A 16,548-nucleotide genomic window follows, 5' to 3' on the forward strand; every position below is an offset into this window, starting at 1 on the left:
GGCGTCAGGCCTTGGGCTGGGCCTCGCCCTTGGCGTCCTCGCGGACCTTGGGCTGGGCGTCCACGCCGGCCTCGCGGCGCTGCGCCGGCGTGATCGGGGTCGGCGCGCCGGTCAGCGGGTCGCCGCCGGTGGACGTCTTCGGGAAGGCGATGACGTCCCGGATGGTGTCGTACCCGCCGAGCAGCGTCACGATCCGGTCCAGGCCGAAGGCGACACCACCGTGCGGCGGCGGGCCGTAGTTGAAGGCGTCCAGCAGGAAGCCGAACTGCGAGGCCGCCTCCTCCTCGGAGAGGCCGATCGCGTCGAACGCCCGCTTCTGCACCTCGCGCTGGTGGATACGGATCGAACCGCCGCCCAGCTCCGAGCCGTTGAGGACGAGGTCGTAGGCGTTGGACAGGGCCGAGCCCGGGTCGGTGTCGAAGGTGTCCAGCGACTCCGCGGTCGGGGCGGTGAAGGGGTGGTGCACCGCGTGCCAGCCCTGGAACTGGCCCTTGTCGTCCTCGATCGGCTCGAACATCGGGAAGTCGACGACCCAGAGGAAGGCCCACTGGGACTCGTCGATCAGCCCGCAGCGGCGGCCGATCTCCAGGCGGGCGGCGCCGAGCAGCTCCTGGGAGGCGCGCTGCTTGCCGGCCGCGAAGAAGATCGCGTCGCCGTTCGAGGCACCGGCCGCGGCGGCGAGGCCGGCCAGGTGCTCCTCGGAGAGGTTCTTGGCGACGGGGCCGCGCAGCTCGCCGGTCTCGGCGTCGATGAGGACGTAGGCCAGGCCGCGGGCACCGCGCGCCTTGGCCCAGTCCTGCCAGGCGTCCAGCTGCTTGCGCGGCTGCGAGGCGCCGCCGGGCATGACCACGGCGCCGACGTACGGGGCCTGGAAGACGCGGAACTCGGTGCCCTTGAAGTACTCGGTCAGGTCGGTGAGCTCCTGGCCGAAGCGGACGTCCGGCTTGTCGGAGCCGTAGCGGCCCATGGCGTCCGCGTAGGTCATCCGCGGCAGCGGGTTCGGGATCTCGTAGCCGTGCACCTCGCGCCAGATGGCGCCGACGATCTTCTCGCCGAGGGCCAGGACGTCCTCCTGGTCGACGAAGGAGGCCTCGATGTCCAGCTGGGTGAACTCCGGCTGGCGGTCGGCGCGGAAGTCCTCGTCGCGGAAGCAGCGGGCGATCTGGTAGTAGCGCTCCATGCCGGCCACCATCAGCAGCTGCTTGAACAGCTGGGGCGACTGCGGCAGGGCGTACCAGTGGCCGGGCTGGAGGCGGACCGGGACGAGGAAGTCGCGGGCGCCCTCGGGGGTGGAGCGGGTGAGGTACGGCGTCTCGATGTCGAGGTAGTCGTTCTCCTCCATCACCCGGCGGATGATGTTGTTGACCTTGGAGCGCAGGCGCAGGCCCTTGGCCGGGCCCTCGCGGCGCAGGTCCAGGTAGCGGTAGCGCAGCCGGACCTCCTCGTTGACCGTGCCCGGCTCGTACTCGGCGACCGGGAAGGGCAGCGGGGCGGCCTCGGAGAGCACCTCGATCGCGCTGACCACGACCTCGACGGCGCCGGTCGGGATGTCCGGGTTCTCGTTGCCCTCGGGGCGGACGCGGACGTCACCGACGACCTTGACGCAGTACTCGGCGCGCAGGCCGTGCACCGAGTCGAGGTCGCGGACCACGATCTGCACGGTGCCGGAGGCGTCGCGCAGGTCGATGAAGGCGACGCCGCCGTGGTCGCGGCGGCGGGCGACCCAGCCGGCCAGGGTGACGGTGGTGCCTGCGTGCTCCGGGCGGAGCGTGCCCGCGTCGTGCGTGCGGATCACAGCTGCTTCTCCTTCAGGGTGGTGACGAGTGCGTCGAGGGCGACGGGGCTCTGCTCGCCGGTGCTCAGGTCCTTGAGCTGGACGACGCCCTCGGCGAGGTCCCGGTCCCCGGCGATCAGGGCGAAGCGGGCGCCGGACCGGTCGGCGGACTTCATGGCGTTCTTGATGCTCTTGACGCCGAAGGCGAGGTCGGTGGCCACGCCGGCCCGGCGCAGCTCGACCACCTTGGCGAACAGGGTGTTCTTGGCCTCCTCGCCCAGCGCGACGGCGTAGACGGAGGTGGCGGCCGGCAGGTCGAGGACGACGCCCTCGGCCTCCAGCGCGAGGAAGGTGCGGTCCACGCCGAGCGCCCAGCCGACGGAGGGCAGCGCCGGGCCGCCGATCATCTCGGACAGGCCGTCGTAGCGGCCGCCGCCGCCGATCGCGGACTGGGCGCCGAGGCCGTTGTGCACGAACTCGAAGGTGGTGCGGGTGTAGTAGTCCAGGCCGCGCACCAGCTTGGGGTCGTCGACGAAGGCCACGCCGGCCGCGGTGAGCAGGTCGCGGACCTTCTCGTCGTACGCCTTGCAGGCCTCGCAGAGGAAGTCGCGCAGCTTCGGGGCGTCGACCAGCTGGGCCTGCACGGCCTCCCGCTTGTCGTCGAGGACGCGCAGCGGGTTGATCCCGGCGCGGCGGCGGGTCTCCTCGTCCAGGTCCAGGCCGGAGAGGAACTCGACCAGCGCGGCGCGGTAGACCGGGCGGCACTCCTTGTCGCCGAGGCTGTTGAGGAGCAGCGAGTAGTCGCTCAGGCCCAGCGAGCGGAAGGCGTCGTCGGCCAGGATGATCAGCTCGGCGTCCAGCGCCGGGTCCTCGGCCCCGATCGCCTCGGCGCCGACCTGGGAGAACTGGCGGTAACGGCCCTTCTGGGCGCGCTCGTAGCGGTAGTACGAACCGGAGTACCAGAGCTTGACCGGCAGGTTGCCCTGCTTGTGCAGGTTGGCCTGGAGCGCGGCGCGCAGCACCGAGGCGGTGCCCTCCGGGCGCAGCGCGAGCTCGTCGCCGCCCTTGGTGGTGAGGTTGTACATCTCCTTGGTGACGATGTCGGTGGACTCGCCGACACCGCGGGAGAACAGCTTCACGTCCTCGAAGACCGGGGTCTCGACGTAGCCGTAACCGGCCCGGCGGGCGGGCGCGGCGATGCGCTCGCGGATCGCCAGGAAGGTCGCGGAGCTGGGGGGCAGCAGGTCGTAGGTGCCCTTGGGGGCGGTGAAGGTGCTCAACTTCTCTTCCGTCACATTCCTCGTCGCGGGAAAGCCGGGGCGCCGGCCGCCCCCGCTGCCTGTCGGAGGTAGGGGTTGGTGGCGCGCTCGCGGCCGATGGTGGTCTGACCGCCGTGGCCGGAGAGGACCACGGTGGAATCGTCGAGGGGCAGGCACACCCGGGCCAGCGAGCGCATGATGGCTTCGCTGTCCCCGCCCGGGAGGTCGGTACGCCCGATGGAGCCGGCGAACAGCAGGTCGCCCGAGAACAGCACCGGGGGGAGGTCCTCGGCACCGGGCGTCCGGAAGGTCACCGACCCCCCGGTATGGCCCGGGGCGTGGTCCACGGTGAGCTCCAGGCCGGCCAGCTCCAGCACGCTGCCGTCGGCGAGCTCGCGCACGTCGTCGGGCTCGCCGACGGTGAGCTCGCCCATCAGCTGGGTGCCCAGGGAGCGGCCGAGCGCCCGCTCCGGGTCGGACATCATGTACCGGTCCTCGGGGTGGATCCAGGCCGGGACGCCGCGGGCGCCGCAGACCGGGACGACCGAGGCCACGTGGTCGATGTGGCCGTGGGTGAGCAGCACGGCGACGGGCTTCAGCCGGTGCTCGCGGACCATCTCCTCGACGCCGCGGGCCGCCTGGTGGCCCGGGTCGACGATGACGCACTCCTCGCCCGCCGCCGGGGCGACCAGGTAGCAGTTGGTGCCCCAGGCTCCAGCGGGGAATCCGGCGATGAACACGCGCGTCCTTCGGGGTGCGGTCGGTGGCGACGGGGACGGAAGTCAAGTGGTGTAACGGCAGCCTACCGGCGCTGCGGGTCCGGTTGCGAACCAGATAGGGGTGGCGGAGCGCCGCGGCCTGGCAGGTTCACCACGTTCTTACGGGCCCGGTCCCTACACTTGGCCGCCGAGGGATGCGATGATCCGCTCCGGAATCCATCCACTTTTCCCGCACATCCGTAGGAGACACGGCCGGTGGTCAGCAGCGAACAGCGGCGGCGGCAGCTCGCCCGAGAGAAGTACGAGCGCCAGATGGAGCGCCGGGCCGCGGCCGCGGCCGCGCGCAGGCGGCGCAACACGATCCTGGGCGCCGCGGTCGCGGTGGTGGTGCTCGCCGGCGGTGGCACCCTGGTCGCCACCGGCGCGTTCAGCTCGGACGACAAGGCCGACACCAAGGCCTCGGCCGCGAAGAGTGCCCAGGCCGCACCGACCGGCACGGAGGAGCCGACCACTCCGACCCGCAAGCCGGTCGAGGGCTGCGCCGCCCCGGCACCGGGCGCGCCCAACGGCAAGCAGTGGCCGGCCGAGCCGCCGATGACGATCGACCCGGCCGGCGCGTACGCCATGACGCTGGACAGCAACTGCGGCAAGGTGACGATCGCGCTGGACGCGGCCAAGGCCCCGCACACCGTGAACTCCTTCGCCTTCCTGGCCGGCGAGCAGTACTTCGACCACACCAAGTGCCACCGCCTCACCACCGACGGCATCTTCGTCCTCCAGTGCGGCGACCCGACCGCCAGCGCGACCGTCCCGGGCGGCACCGGCGGCCCCGGCTACAAGTTCGCGGACGAGAACCTGGCCGGCGCGACGTACCCGGCCGGCACCGTGGCGATGGCCAACTCCGGCCCGGGCACCAACGGCAGCCAGTTCTTCCTGGTCTACAAGGACACCAAGCTGCCCCCGAACTACACCCCCTTCGGCAAGATCACCGGTGGCCTGGACGTGGTGCAGAAGATCGCCGCCGCGGGCACCCTGGAGGGCTCGCCGGACGGCCACCCGATGGCCGACGTCACCTTCAACTCCGTTACGGTGTCGAAGGGTTGACCGACTCCGGGGCCGTCGGCGGGCAGCCTGCGCGCCGCCCCCGCACGGCCCCGGACCGAAATCGCCCGGCCCGGATGCGGACAGCACCGGGCCTGGTCGCCTATGTTGGCGTTGTATAGGGTGCCCGCACCCGCCTGGCCGTCACCCTCGGCAGCAAGGCACGGCGGACGGGGACGGCGGATCTTTCGGTCCGTCGCACATCAACTGTGGACGACGGACGCGCGCCGCCCAGGCGCGGGCGCGACGTCATGTGGAGGACGCGCTATGAGCAGCGACCCGTGGGGCCGTGTGGACGAGCAGGGCACGGTCTACGTCAGGACGGCCGACGGCGAACGCGTCGTCGGTTCCTGGCAGGCCGGCTCGCCCGAGGAGGCCCTCGCCTACTTCGAGCGCAAGTACCAGGGCATCGAGGTGGAGATCGGCCTGCTGGAGAAGCGGGTGCGCACCACCGACCTGGCCGCCAAGGACGCCCTGGCCGCGCTGGAGCACCTGCGCGCCCAGGTCGTCGAGGGGCACGCGGTCGGCGACCTGGCGGGCCTGGCCAAGCGGCTGGACACGCTCACCGGTGAGATCGAGAGCCGGCGCGAGGAGCGCAAGGCGGCTCGCGCCAAGGCCCAGGAGGAGGCCCGCGCGGCCAAGGAGGCGCTGGTCTCCGAGGCCGAGCAGCTCGCCGGGTCCACCCAGTGGCGGGAGGCCGGGGACCGGCTGCGCGCCCTGGTGGAGACCTGGAAGGGCCTGCCGCGGCTGGACCGCAAGAGCGACGACGAGCTGTGGCACCGCTTCTCGCACGCCCGCTCGGTCTTCTCGAAGCACCGCAAGGCGCACTTCGCCACCCTGGACGCCGAGCGCGAGCGGGCCCGGCAGACCAAGGAGGCGCTGGTCTCCGAGGCCGAGGCGCTGTCCTCGTCCACGGAGTGGGGCAGCACCGCGGCCGCCTACCGCGACCTGATGGCGCGCTGGAAGGCCGCCGGCCGGGCGCAGCGGGACGTCGAGGACGAGCTGTGGGCGCGGTTCCGCGGCGCCCAGGACGTCTTCTTCCAGGCCCGCTCCGCGGTGTTCAGCGAGCGGGACGCCGAGCAGGTGGAGAACCAGAAGCTCAAGGAGGCGCTGGCCGCCGAGGCCGAGGCGATCCTGCCGATCACCGACCTGAAGGCCGCCAAGGCCGCGCTGCGCGAGATCAACGAGCGCTGGGAGGCGATCGGGCACGTGCCGCGCGAGGTCCGTCCGAAGCTGGACGGCCGGCTGAACGCGGTCGAGCGGGCCGTCCGCGAGGCCGAGGACGCCGAGTGGAAGCGCTCCAACCCGGAGGCCAAGGCCCGTGCGGCCGGCATGGTGGGCCTCTTCCAGGCGAAGGCCGACAAGATCCAGGGCGACCTGGACCGGGCCCGCGCGGCCGGCAACACCGCCAAGGCCGCCAAGCTGGAGTCCGAGCTGGCCGGCGTGCGGACCCTGCTGGAGCAGGCGCACCGCAGCCAGGAGGAGTTCAGCGGCTGACCTCCTCGACGCGCTGAACGGCGAAGGCCCCCGGGAGTGCTCCCGGGGGCCTTCCGCGTTCCCGCGGCCGCTACTTGCGGGCGGAGGTGACGCGGTACACGTCGTACACGCCCTCGACGCCGCGCACCGCCTTGAGCACGTGGCCCAGGTGCTTCGGGTCGCCCATCTCGAAGGTGAAGCGGCTCATCGCCACCCGGTCCCGGGAGGTCTGCACCGCCGCCGACAGGATGTTGACGTGCTGGTCGGAGAGCACCCGGGTGACGTCCGAGAGCAGCCGGGAGCGGTCCAGCGCCTCGACCTGGATGGCCACCAGGAAGACCGAGGACTGGGTGGCGGCCCACTCGACGTCGATCATGCGCTCCGGCTGCTGGTTCAGCGCCTCCACGTTGACGCAGTCGGCGCGGTGCACCGAGACGCCGTTGCCGCGGGTCACGAAGCCGACGATCGGGTCGCCCGGGACGGGGGTGCAGCAGCGGGACAGCTTGACCCAGACGTCCTCGACGCCCTTGACGATCACGCCCGGGTCGCCCTTGGCCCGGCGGCGCACCGCGCGGCGGTTGTCGTGGGTCGGGGTGGCGGTCTCCGCCAGGTCCTCGGTCGCGCCCTCCTCGCCGCCGAGCGCCTGGACCAGCTTCTGCACGATGTTCGGCGCGGCGACGTGGCCCTCGCCGATCGCGGCGTAGAGCGAGGAGATGTCGGGGTAGCGCATCTCGTGGGCCAGGGTGACCAGCGAGTCGCCGGTCAGGATCCGCTGGATCGGCAGGCCCTGCTTGCGCATCGCCCGGACGATCGCCTCCTTGCCGTGCTCGATCGCCTCCTCGCGGCGCTCCTTGGAGAACCAGGCGCGGATCTTGTTGCGGGCGCGCGGCGACTTGACGAAGCCCAGCCAGTCCCGGGACGGGCCGGCGTTCTCCGCCTTCGAGGTGAACACCTCGACGGTGTCGCCGTTCTCCAGGGTCGACTCCAGCGGCACCAGCCGCCCGTTGACCCGGGCGCCTATCGTCCGGTAGCCGACCTCGGTGTGCACCGCGAAGGCGAAGTCGACCGGGGTCGCCCCGGCCGGCAGGGCTATCACGTCGCCCTTGGGGGTGAAGACGAAGACCTCGTTGCTGGCCAGGTCGAAGCGCAGCGACTCCAGGAACTCGCCCGGGTCGGCGGTCTCCTTCTGCCAGTCCAGCAGCTGCCGCAGCCAGGCCATCTCGTTGACGGCGCCGGCCTTGTCGTCCTTGCGCACCTGGGTCGGGGTGTCGGTGCGGACCTTGGAGGCCCCGGCCACCGCGCGCTGCTTGTACTTCCAGTGCGCGGCGATGCCGTACTCGGCCCGCCGGTGCATGTCGAAGGTGCGGATCTGGAGCTCGACGGGCTTGCCCCCGGGACCGATCACCGTGGTGTGCAGCGACTGGTACATGTTGAACTTGGGCATCGCGATGTAGTCCTTGAACCGCCCCGGCACCGGGTTCCACCGCGCGTGGATGGTGCCCAGCGCCGCGTAGCAGTCGCGGACGGTGTCGACCAGGACCCGGATGCCCACCAGGTCGTAGATCTCGGCGAAGTCCCGGCCCCGGACGATCATCTTCTGGTAGACCGAGTAGTAGTGCTTCGGCCGGCCGGTGACGGAGGCGGTGATCCGGGCGCCGCGCAGGTCCGCCTGGACCTGGTCGATGACGGTCGCCAGGTACTCGTCCCGCTTGGGGGCGCGCTCGGCGACCAGCCGGACGATCTCGTCGTACATCTTGGGGTAGAGGATCGCGAAGGCGAGGTCCTCCAGCTCCCACTTGATGGTGTTCATGCCCAGGCGGTGCGCCAGCGGGGCGTAGATCTCCAGCGTCTCGCGGGCCTTCTTCTCCTGCTTCTCCCGCTTGAGGTAGCGCATCGTGCGCATGTTGTGCAGGCGGTCGGCCAGCTTGATCACCAGGACCCGCGGGTCCTTGGCCATCGCCACGACCATCTTGCGGACGGTCTCGGCCTGCGCGGCCTCGCCGAACTTGACCCGGTCCAGCTTGGTGACGCCGTCCACCAGCAGCGCCACCGAGTCGCCGAAGTCCTTGCGCAGGGTCTCCAGGCCGTAGTCGGTGTCCTCGACGGTGTCGTGCAGCAGCCCGGCCATCAGCGTCGGGGCGTCCATGCCGAGCTCGGCCAGGATCGTCGCGACGGCCAGCGGGTGGGTGATGTACGGGTCGCCGCTCTTGCGCTTCTGCCCGCGGTGCCACTTCTCGGCGACCGCGTAGGCCTTCTCTATGTCGCGCAGCAGCGCCGGGTCGGCCTTGGGGTCGTTGGCCCGGATCGAGCGGAACAACGGCTCCAGGACGGGGTTGAGCACGCTGGAGCGCTGGCCGCCCAGGCGGGCCAGCCGCGCCCGCATGCCGCCGGTGGAACCGCGGCCGGAGGGGCCGAGCGAACGCGAGGAGGTCGGCGCCGGGCGTGCCGGGGTGGCCCCCGAGGGCGTGGGACGTTCTTCGGGGGTGGCCGCTGCGGCCGTGGGCACAACCTCGTCGGGCAAGGACTACTCCTCGGGGCACCGGGGCCGACCCCTGCCGAGGCCCGAACGGTCCGGGGCAACCGGAAGGGGATGAATCTTCATGGTACCGAGCCGGGCGCCGGGGTGTTCATCCGGCCGGGCCGGGAAACGCGAGGACGGCGGCCGGATGCCCGACCGCCGTCCTCCCGGAGGTTCCCGCGGACCCCTCAGACCGTGACCAGCGTCTCCAGCGGAGCGCCGCCCAGGTGCCCGGCCAGCCGCTCGCGGCCGTCCAGGAAGCCCAGCTCCATCAGCACCACGACGCCCACCAGCTCGGCGCCGGCCTCCTTGACCAGGTCCAGCGAGGCGCCGATGGTGCCGCCGGTGGCCAGCACGTCGTCGACCACCAGCACCCGCTCGCCGGGCGCGAAGGCGTCGCACTGCACCTCCAGCGTCGCCGAGCCGTACTCCAGCTCGTACGAGCGCCGGAACACCTCGCCGGGCAGCTTGCCCTGCTTGCGGATCGGCACGAAGCCGAGCCCGGCCGCGAAGGCCGCCGGGGCCGCCAGCACGAAGCCGCGCGCCTCCAGGCCCACCACCTTGGTCGCACCGAGCTCCTTCGCCCGGTCCGCGAGCGCCCGGGTGAGGGCGCCGAAGGCCTCGGCGTCGGCGAGCAGCGGCGCGATGTCCTTGAACAGCACACCCGGCTTCGGGTAGTCCGGGACGTCCCGGATGCGGCTGTCCAGCAGCTCGGCCAGTGCGGTGTCGGCGGTGGTCACGGTGGGGTCCTTAGCGGTCGGGTGGGGCGTCGGGTCAGCGCTTGGTGGACGGACGGCCCTTGGTGCGGGTGGTCCCGGCCGACCGGCCGCGCTGTCCGACCATACCCGCGGGCTGCTCGTCGTCGGCCGGGGCCTCGTCCGCCGCGGCCTCGGCCTTGGCGGCGGCCGCGGCCCGGTGCTGGAGGACCCGCTTGCGCAGCGCCTTCATCTCCGGCTGCTCCTCCTTGAGCTGCGCCAGCAGCGGGGTGGCGACGCAGATCGAGGAGTAGGCACCGGCCGCGAGGCCGATGAACAGCGCGAGCGAGATGTCGTTCAGGGTGCCGGCGCCCAGCAGCCCGCCGCCGATGAACAGCAGCGCGGCGACCGGCAGCAGGGCCACCACGGTGGTGTTGAGCGAGCGCACCAGGGTCTGGTTGAGGCCCGCGTTGGCGGCCTCGCTGTAGGTGAGCTTGTTCTGCTTGGTGATCCCCTTGGTGTTCTCCTTCACGGTGTCGAAGACGACGACCGTGTCGTAGAGGGAGTACCCGAGGATCGTCAGGAAGCCGATCACCGTGCCCGGGGTGACCTCGAAGCCCACCAGGGCGTACACCCCGATGGTGATCAGGAGGTCGTGGATGAGGGCCACCAGGGCGGCCAGCGCCATCCGCCACTCGAAGGCGATCGCCAGGTAGACCGTCACCAGGACCATGAAGACGATCAGGCCGGTGAGCGCCTTCTGGGAGATCTGCTGGCCCCAGCTGGGGCCGATCACCTGGGCCTCGACGGTGTCCAGCGGCACGTCGAGCTTCTGGGAGAGCTCGGTGCGGATCTCGTCGGAGCTCTTCGCCTCCTCGGTGCTGACCTGGATGCGGATCTTGCCGTTGTCGGTCGACTGCACCAGCGGGTGCGAGGAGACGACCCCGTCCGCGGTGTCCTGCGCCTGGGAGACGGTCAGGCCCGGCTTCGACACGGTGTAGACCGAGCCGCCCTTGAACTCGATGCCCAGGTGCAGGCCCATGGCCAGGCCGATCGCCGCGACCAGGACGATCACGCCGGAGATGGAGTACCAGAGCTTGCGGCGTCCGACGAAGTCGAAGCTGACTTCACCCTGGTAGAGCCGGTGGCCCAGGTTGGAGAAGCGTGACACGGTGTCAGGCCTCCTTCACGGCGGCAGAGGAGGGGCTACGGCGACGGCTGCTGCGCAGCGGCGGGCGGGCGCCCAGCCGCTTCGGGTCCAGGCCGGACCACGGGTGGCCGTTCAGGAAGAACTTGCGGCGGGCCAGCAGCGTGATCAGCGGCTTGGTGAAGAGGAAGATCACCACGACGTCGAGCGCGGTGGTCAGACCCAGCGTGAACGCGAAGCCCTGGACCTTGCCGACCGAGACCACGTAGAGCACGGCGGCGCAGAGGAAGGACACGAAGTCCGAGACCAGGATGGTGCGCCGGGCGCGCGGCCAGGCCCGCTGGACCGCCGGGCGCAGCGGGGCGCCCTCGCGGACCTCGTCGCGGATGCGCTCGAAGTACACGATGAAGGAGTCGGCGGTGATGCCGATCGCGACGATCGCCCCGCAGACCGCCGGCAGGTTCAGCGCGAAGCCGATCGCGTTGCCGAGCAGGCTCATGATCGAGTAGGTCAGGGCCGCCGAGACGAGCAGACCGGCGATCGAGACCAGGCCGAGGCCGCGGTAGTAGACCAGCGAGTAGCCGACCACCAGGACCATGCCGATCGCGCCCGCGATCAGGCCGGCCTTGAGCTGGTCGCTGCCGAGCGCCGGGGAGACGGTGGTGATGTCACTCTTGCTGAACTCCAGCGGCAGGGCGCCGTAGCTCAGCACGTTGGAGAGGTCCTGCGCCTCGGCCTGCGAGAAGCGGCCGGTGATGACGGCGCTGCCGCCCGGGATCGCGCCGTTGACCTGCGGGTGGGAGACCACCTGGTTGTCCAGCACGATGGCGAACTGGTTGGTCGGCGGGGTCTGGGTGGCGAGCTGGCCGGTGACCTTGGCGAAGGCGTCGGTGCCGGTGCCGTTGAACTGGAGCTGCACCTGCCAGCCGGCGCCGGTCTGGGTGTCGATGGTCGCCTGGGCCTTGGAGACGTCCGAGCCCTTCACGGCGACGGGGCCGAGGGCCAGCTTCTCGTAGTAGCCGTTCTCGGCCTTCTGCGAGCAGGCGACGACGGCCTTGTCCTCGGCACCGGTCTGGGCGGCGCGGACGTCGGGCTTGGAGCAGTCCAGGGCGGCGAAGGCGGCGGCCAGCTCGGGCGGCACGGTGCCCTGGGTCATCGCGTTGCCGAGGTCGGCGGCGCTCGGCGGGGTGGCCTGGGCGCTCGGGGCGCCGGTGGCGGCGGGAGCGGCGCCGGTGGCGGCGGGCGTCGGGCTGGCGCCCTCGGCGGCCAGCGCCTCGCTCGCGGCCCGGCCCTGCTTGGTGGCGCTCGCGCCCGCGGACGGGGTGCCGGTCGCGGCGGCGGTGGCTCCGGCGGACGGGGTCGCGCCCGGGGTGCCGGTGGCGCCCGCGGACGGGGTGCCGGTCGGCTCGGGGGCGGTGACGCCGCTGGGGGCCACGGCCAGGACGGGGCGGAAGAACAGCTTGGCGGTGGTCCCGACCTGGTCCGCCGCGTTCTGCCGGTCGCCACCCTTCGGGATGTTCACGATGATCGTGTCCGAGCCCTGGGTCTGGACCTCCGCCTCGGAGACACCCATGCCGTTGACGCGGCGCTCGATGATCCCCACGGCGATGTCCATGTTGGACTTGTTGAGCGCCTTGGGGTCGGCCGACTTCGCGGTCAGCGTGATGCTGGTGCCACCGGCGAGATCGATCCCGAGCCGGGGCTTGGTGGTGCCCGTCCCGAACATGAGGGCGACCAGTCCGACGGTGACGACCAGGATGAGGGCCAGCGCCCGCCCTGGGTAGCCGTCGCGCGGGCGCGACTTGGGTGTTGCCACCTTGCTCGTTTCTCCCTGTCCATGCCACTTCCCCGGCCGTACCCCCGGCCGGCGATCGTTCCGGACGGGGGTACGGGGGTTCTGCGGCCCTGAGGTCCTGTGGGCTCGCGGCACTGTGCCGCGCGAACGGGCGGGTTGCCCGTCCGTACTACTTGCTCGCGGGAGCCCCGCCCTCGGCATCGCCCTTCTCGGCGCTGTCCTTGGTCAGCGTCAGCGGCTTGTCCTCGACCGGCTCGGCGTCCTCGGCCTCCGGCTCGGGCAGCTCGTCCTCGGCGGGGCGGCCGTTGATGATCGCGTCGTACTCCTGGGGGTCCAGGACGGCCGCGACGGCACTCTTGGTGAAGTGGGTGACCACGCCGGGCGCGATCTCCAGCTCGACGGTCTCCTCGTTGACCGCCTTCACCTGGGCGTACAGGCCACCGATGGTGCGCACCCCCGCCCCGGGCTCCAGCGCCGTCTGCATCTGCTGCATCTGCTGCTGGCGCTTCTTCTGCGACCGGAACATGAGCACGATCGCGATGATCGGGAGGAGAAGGATGATGAGGTTCACTGCAGCCAGGGTCCTTTACGGGCCGCCGGCCGGCGGCCTGTGTGGTATTGGTCGGCCCGTCAGGTGAGAGGGGCGGTCCGGCGGAGTCTAGGCGACCCCGAATCGATCGGACAACGCCAAGCATCGCATCCTGCCGCCGAAAGTGGCGACCCTCCGCCTGCACAGTTTCCCGGACTTCGTTCCGGGCTCCTCCCGGCGCCGGCCCGCGGGCACCGGGTGGGAACCGGCCGGCCGGACTCACCCGTTCAGCCGATGGCGGTCAATCCCCGTCGACGGGGAACAGCTCCGACTGCGCCGGAACACTTCCGCGAGTGGTCTGGACCGGCGGGGTCAGCCCGAGGTGCTGCCAGGCCGCCGCGGTGGCGATCCGGCCGCGCGGGGTGCGCGCGAGCAGGCCCTCGCGGACCAGGAAGGGCTCGGCGACCTCCTCGACCGTCTCGGACTCCTCCCCCACCGCGACCGCGAGTGTCGACAAACCGACCGGCCCGCCGCCGAACAGGCGCAGCAGCGCGTCCAGCACCGCGCGGTCCAGCCGGTCGAGCCCGCGGGCGTCCACCTCGTAGACGTCCAGCGCCCGGGCGGCGATCCGCGCGTCCACCACGCCGTCGTGGCGGACCTGGGCGTAGTCGCGGACCCGGCGCAGCAGCCGGTTGGCGATGCGCGGGGTGCCCCGCGAGCGCCCGGCGATCTCGGCCGCGCCGGCCGGGTCTATCTCCACGTCCAGCAGCGCGGCCGAGCGGTGCACCACCCGCTGGAGCTCGGCCGGGGCGTAGAACTCCATGTGCCCGGTGAAGCCGAAGCGGTCGCGCAGCGGGGGCGGCAGCAGGCCGGCCCGGGTGGTGGCGCCGACCAGGGTGAAGGGCGGGAGCTCCAGCGGGATGGCGGTGGCGCCAGGGCCCTTGCCGACGATCACGTCGACCCGGAAGTCCTCCATCGCCATGTAGAGCATCTCCTCGGCCGGCCGGGACATCCGGTGGATCTCGTCGAGGAACAGCACCTCGCCCTCGGTGAGCGAGGAGAGGATCGCCGCGAGGTCCCCCGCGTGCTGGATGGCCGGGCCGGAGGTGATCCGGATCGGGGCGCCCAGCTCGGCGGCGATGATCATGGACAGGGTGGTCTTGCCGAGCCCGGGCGGGCCGCTGAGCAGCACGTGGTCGGGTGCGCTGCCGCGCTGGCGGGCGGCCTGGAGCACCAGCGAGAGCTGCTCGCGCACCCGCTCCTGGCCGATGAACTCGTCCAGCAGCTTGGGGCGCAGCGCCGCCTCCACCGCCTGGTCCTCACCGTCGGCGGAGGCCGTGACCAGCCGGTCGGCGGGTTCCGGGTCGTACATCGTCGCGGGCTCCAGGATCTCCGGTGTCGACAAGGGGACAGATCGTCAGGGGGTCAGCGGGTGCGGTTGAGGCCGCGCAGGGCGAGCCGGAGCAGCGCGCCGACGTCCGGTGTCGCCTGCGCCTCGGCCTCCGGGGCGACGGCCGCGACCGCCTCGTCCGCCTCGCGCGGGGCGTAGCCGAGGCCGGTCAGCGCCGAGTGCAGCTGCTCGCTCCAGGGCGCCGGGCCCGCGGCGAGCGGCTTCTGCGCGGGCACCGCCCCGTGCGGGGCGCCGAGCTTGTCCTTGTACTCCAGCAGCAGCTTGGCCGCCTTGGCCTTGCCGATGCCCGGCACGGCGACCAGCGCCTTCTCGTCGCCGCCGGCGATCGCGGCGCGCAGTGCGTCGGGGCTGTGCACGCCGAGGATCGCCTGCGCCAGCTTGGGGCCGACCCCGGGCGCGGCCTGGAGGATCTCGAACACGGCGCGCTCGTCGTCGTCGGCGAAGCCGAAGAGGGTCAGCGAGTCCTCGCGGACCACCAGCGAGGTGGCCAGCCGGGCCGGCTCGCCCAGCCGCAGCCCGGCCAGGGTGTTCGGGGTGCACTGCACGGCCATGCCGACCCCGCCGACCTCGACCACCGCGATCCCGGAGGAGATGGCCGCCACGGGCCCTTGCACGAAGGCGATCATCGGACGGTGCCTTTCGGAGGAGTGGAGCGGGCGGGCCGGGCGGCGCGGACGGCCGCCTCCAGCCGGTTGGCGGCCCCGCCGCGCCAGATGTGGCAGATGGCCAGGGCCAGCGCATCGGCGGCGTCGGCGGGCTTGGGCGGCGCGTCCAGCCGCAGCAGGCGCTGCACCATGGCGGTGACCTGCGCCTTGTCGGCCCGGCCCGAGCCGGTGACGGCGGCCTTGACCTCGCTGGGGGTGTGCAGGGTGACGGGGATGCCGCGCCGGGTGGCGCAGAGCATCGCGACGGCGCTGGCCTGGGCGGTGCCCATCACGGTGCGGACGTTGTGCTGGGCGAACACCCGCTCGACGGCGACGAGGTCGGGCCGGTGCTCGTCCAGCCAGGCCTCCAGGCCCTGCTCGACCTGGAGCAGCCGCTGCCCGATCCCGGCCTCGGCGGGCGTGCGCACCACGCCCACCCCGGCCATCCGCAGCGGGCGGCCCGGCGCGCCCTCGACCACGCCGACCCCGCACCTGGTCAGCCCCGGGTCCACGCCCAGTACCCGCACCACTCGCCCCGACTCCCTGCCACTCGCCATGAAGGACCTCCGCAGGCTACCGCCCTGGTCCGACAACCCGACCGACGACACCGGCCCGGTGGTCCAGGGACCACCGGGCCGGGCAGTGGGAACGGTCACCCACCGACGATCACTGGGCAGTGATCACTCGGCGTCGAGCTGCGCGCCGACCTCGTCGGGGATGTCGAAGTTGGCGAAGACGTTCTGCACGTCGTCGCTGTCCTCGAGGGCGTCGATCAGCTTCAGGATCTTGCGGGCGCCGTCGACGTCCAGCTCGACCTGCATGCTGGGGAGGAAGTTGGCCTCGGCCGAGTCGTAGTCGACGCCGGCGTCGACCAGCGCGGTGCGCACGGCGACCATCTTCGAGGCCTCGGAGACGATCTCGAACGAGTCGCCGAGGTCGTTGATCTCCTCCGGCTCCTGGTCGAGGACGACCTCGAACAGCTTGTCCTCGTCCACGCCGTCGGCCTTGGGGACGATGACGACGCCCTTGCGGGTGAAGAGGTACGACACCGAGCCCGGGTCGGCCATCGAGCCGCCGTTGCGGGTCATCGCGACGCGCACGTCGGAGGCCGCGCGGTTGCGGTTGTCGGTGAGGCACTCGATCAGGACGGCGACACCGTTCGGGCCGTAGCCCTCGTACATGATGGTCTGGTAGTCGGCACCGCCGGCCTCCAGGCCGCCACCGCGCTTGACGGCGCGGTTGATGTTGTCGATCGGGACCGAGCTCTTCTTCGCCTTCTGGATGGCGTCGTAGAGGGTCGGGTTGCCCGCCGGGTCGGGACCGCCGGTGCGCGCCGCCACCTCGATGTTCTTGATCATCTTGGCGAAGAGCTTGCCGCGCTTGGCGTCGATCACGGCCTTCTTGTGCTTGGTGGTAGCCCACTTAGAGTGGCCGGACATCGCCAGCTCCTTTACGTCGCCAAAGGGAAATGAACAGATGA

The 16,548-nt window shown here is 72.0% G+C and carries 14 protein-coding genes; 2 read left to right on the plus strand and 12 right to left on the minus strand.

The features are described 5' to 3' along the window. Positions 1 to 4 precede the first annotated feature (4 nt). Genes aspS through ACH5AR_RS18265 form a run of 3 tightly spaced genes read right to left on the minus strand, consistent with a single transcriptional unit; the run spans position 5 to position 3,773 of the window. Positions 5 to 1,795: an aspartate--tRNA ligase gene (gene aspS, locus ACH5AR_RS18255; protein ID WP_396302439.1), complete on the minus strand. Its 1,791-nt coding sequence runs from the start codon at positions 1,793 to 1,795 to the stop codon at positions 5 to 7. Then, the gene (gene hisS, locus ACH5AR_RS18260) at positions 1,792 to 3,054 is read right to left on the minus strand and encodes a histidine--tRNA ligase (protein WP_396302440.1); all 1,263 of its coding nucleotides are present in this window, start codon (positions 3,052 to 3,054) and stop codon (positions 1,792 to 1,794) included. The genes aspS and hisS overlap by 4 nt, the downstream gene beginning before the upstream one ends. 11 nt (positions 3,055 to 3,065) lie before the next feature. After that, complete coding sequence (locus tag ACH5AR_RS18265; protein WP_396302441.1) at positions 3,066 to 3,773, minus strand: MBL fold metallo-hydrolase; 708 nt, start codon at positions 3,771 to 3,773, stop codon at positions 3,066 to 3,068. 234 nt (positions 3,774 to 4,007) lie between these two features. On the opposite strand from ACH5AR_RS18265, the gene ACH5AR_RS18270 reads away from it, so the two are divergent. Continuing rightward, a complete protein-coding gene (locus ACH5AR_RS18270; RefSeq protein ID WP_396302442.1) occupies positions 4,008 to 4,856 on the plus strand; it encodes a peptidylprolyl isomerase in 849 nt (282 codons plus the stop codon). Positions 4,857 to 5,120: 264 nt separating this feature from the next. Further along, entirely contained in the window at positions 5,121 to 6,350 is a 1,230-nt protein-coding gene (locus ACH5AR_RS18275) for a DUF349 domain-containing protein (RefSeq protein ID WP_396302443.1), read from the plus strand. A gap of 70 nt (positions 6,351 to 6,420) precedes the next feature. On the opposite strand, the gene ACH5AR_RS18280 is transcribed toward ACH5AR_RS18275, so the two are convergent. The 9 genes from ACH5AR_RS18280 to ACH5AR_RS18320 form a co-directional block, all read right to left on the minus strand. Then, on the minus strand, positions 6,421 to 8,850 hold the full coding sequence (locus ACH5AR_RS18280; protein ID WP_396302444.1) for a RelA/SpoT family protein: 2,430 nt from the start codon (positions 8,848 to 8,850) through the stop codon (positions 6,421 to 6,423). Between the two features lie 185 nt (positions 8,851 to 9,035). Next, entirely contained in the window at positions 9,036 to 9,587 is a 552-nt protein-coding gene (locus ACH5AR_RS18285) for an adenine phosphoribosyltransferase (protein ID WP_396302445.1), read from the minus strand. Positions 9,588 to 9,621: 34 nt separating this feature from the next. Further along, entirely contained in the window at positions 9,622 to 10,713 is a 1,092-nt protein-coding gene (gene secF / locus ACH5AR_RS18290) for a protein translocase subunit SecF (protein WP_396302446.1), read from the minus strand. A gap of 4 nt (positions 10,714 to 10,717) precedes the next feature. Then, positions 10,718 to 12,505, minus strand: coding sequence for a protein translocase subunit SecD (secD, locus tag ACH5AR_RS18295; RefSeq protein WP_396302447.1), 1,788 nt, complete (start codon positions 12,503 to 12,505; stop codon positions 10,718 to 10,720). Positions 12,506 to 12,653: 148 nt separating this feature from the next. Continuing rightward, entirely contained in the window at positions 12,654 to 13,055 is a 402-nt protein-coding gene (gene yajC, locus ACH5AR_RS18300) for a preprotein translocase subunit YajC (RefSeq protein WP_396302448.1), read from the minus strand. Positions 13,056 to 13,314: 259 nt separating this feature from the next. Then, positions 13,315 to 14,385, minus strand: a complete 1,071-nt coding sequence (gene ruvB / locus ACH5AR_RS18305; protein WP_396302508.1) for a Holliday junction branch migration DNA helicase RuvB — start codon at positions 14,383 to 14,385, stop codon at positions 13,315 to 13,317. A gap of 53 nt (positions 14,386 to 14,438) precedes the next feature. Next, entirely contained in the window at positions 14,439 to 15,050 is a 612-nt protein-coding gene (gene ruvA / locus ACH5AR_RS18310) for a Holliday junction branch migration protein RuvA (RefSeq protein ID WP_396302449.1), read from the minus strand. After that, complete coding sequence (gene ruvC, locus ACH5AR_RS18315) at positions 15,047 to 15,595, minus strand: crossover junction endodeoxyribonuclease RuvC (RefSeq protein ID WP_396302509.1); 549 nt, start codon at positions 15,593 to 15,595, stop codon at positions 15,047 to 15,049. The genes ruvA and ruvC overlap by 4 nt, the downstream gene beginning before the upstream one ends. A gap of 153 nt (positions 15,596 to 15,748) precedes the next feature. Beyond that, positions 15,749 to 16,507 carry a YebC/PmpR family DNA-binding transcriptional regulator gene (locus tag ACH5AR_RS18320; protein WP_396302450.1) on the minus strand — a complete coding sequence of 253 codons (759 nt, stop codon included), beginning with the start codon at positions 16,505 to 16,507 and terminating at the stop codon, positions 15,749 to 15,751. Between the last annotated feature and the right edge of the window lie 41 nt (positions 16,508 to 16,548).

Source organism: Kitasatospora sp. NPDC018619 (assembly GCF_044391605.1).
In the GTDB taxonomy this organism is placed as follows: Bacteria; Actinomycetota; Actinomycetes; order Streptomycetales; family Streptomycetaceae; genus Kitasatospora.

Bases quoted from the DNA above. Each gene is read 5' to 3' on its own strand.
- ACH5AR_RS18275 (WP_396302443.1), top strand. From the start codon at position 5,121: ATGAGCAGCGACCCGTGGGGCCGTGTGGACGAGCAGGGCACGGTCTAC.
- ruvB (WP_396302508.1), bottom strand. From the start codon at position 14,385: ATGTACGACCCGGAACCCGCCGACCGGCTGGTCACGGCCTCCGCCGAC.
- ruvA (WP_396302449.1), bottom strand. From the start codon at position 15,050: ATGATCGCCTTCGTGCAAGGGCCCGTGGCGGCCATCTCCTCCGGGATC.
- ACH5AR_RS18320 (WP_396302450.1), bottom strand. From the start codon at position 16,507: ATGTCCGGCCACTCTAAGTGGGCTACCACCAAGCACAAGAAGGCCGTG.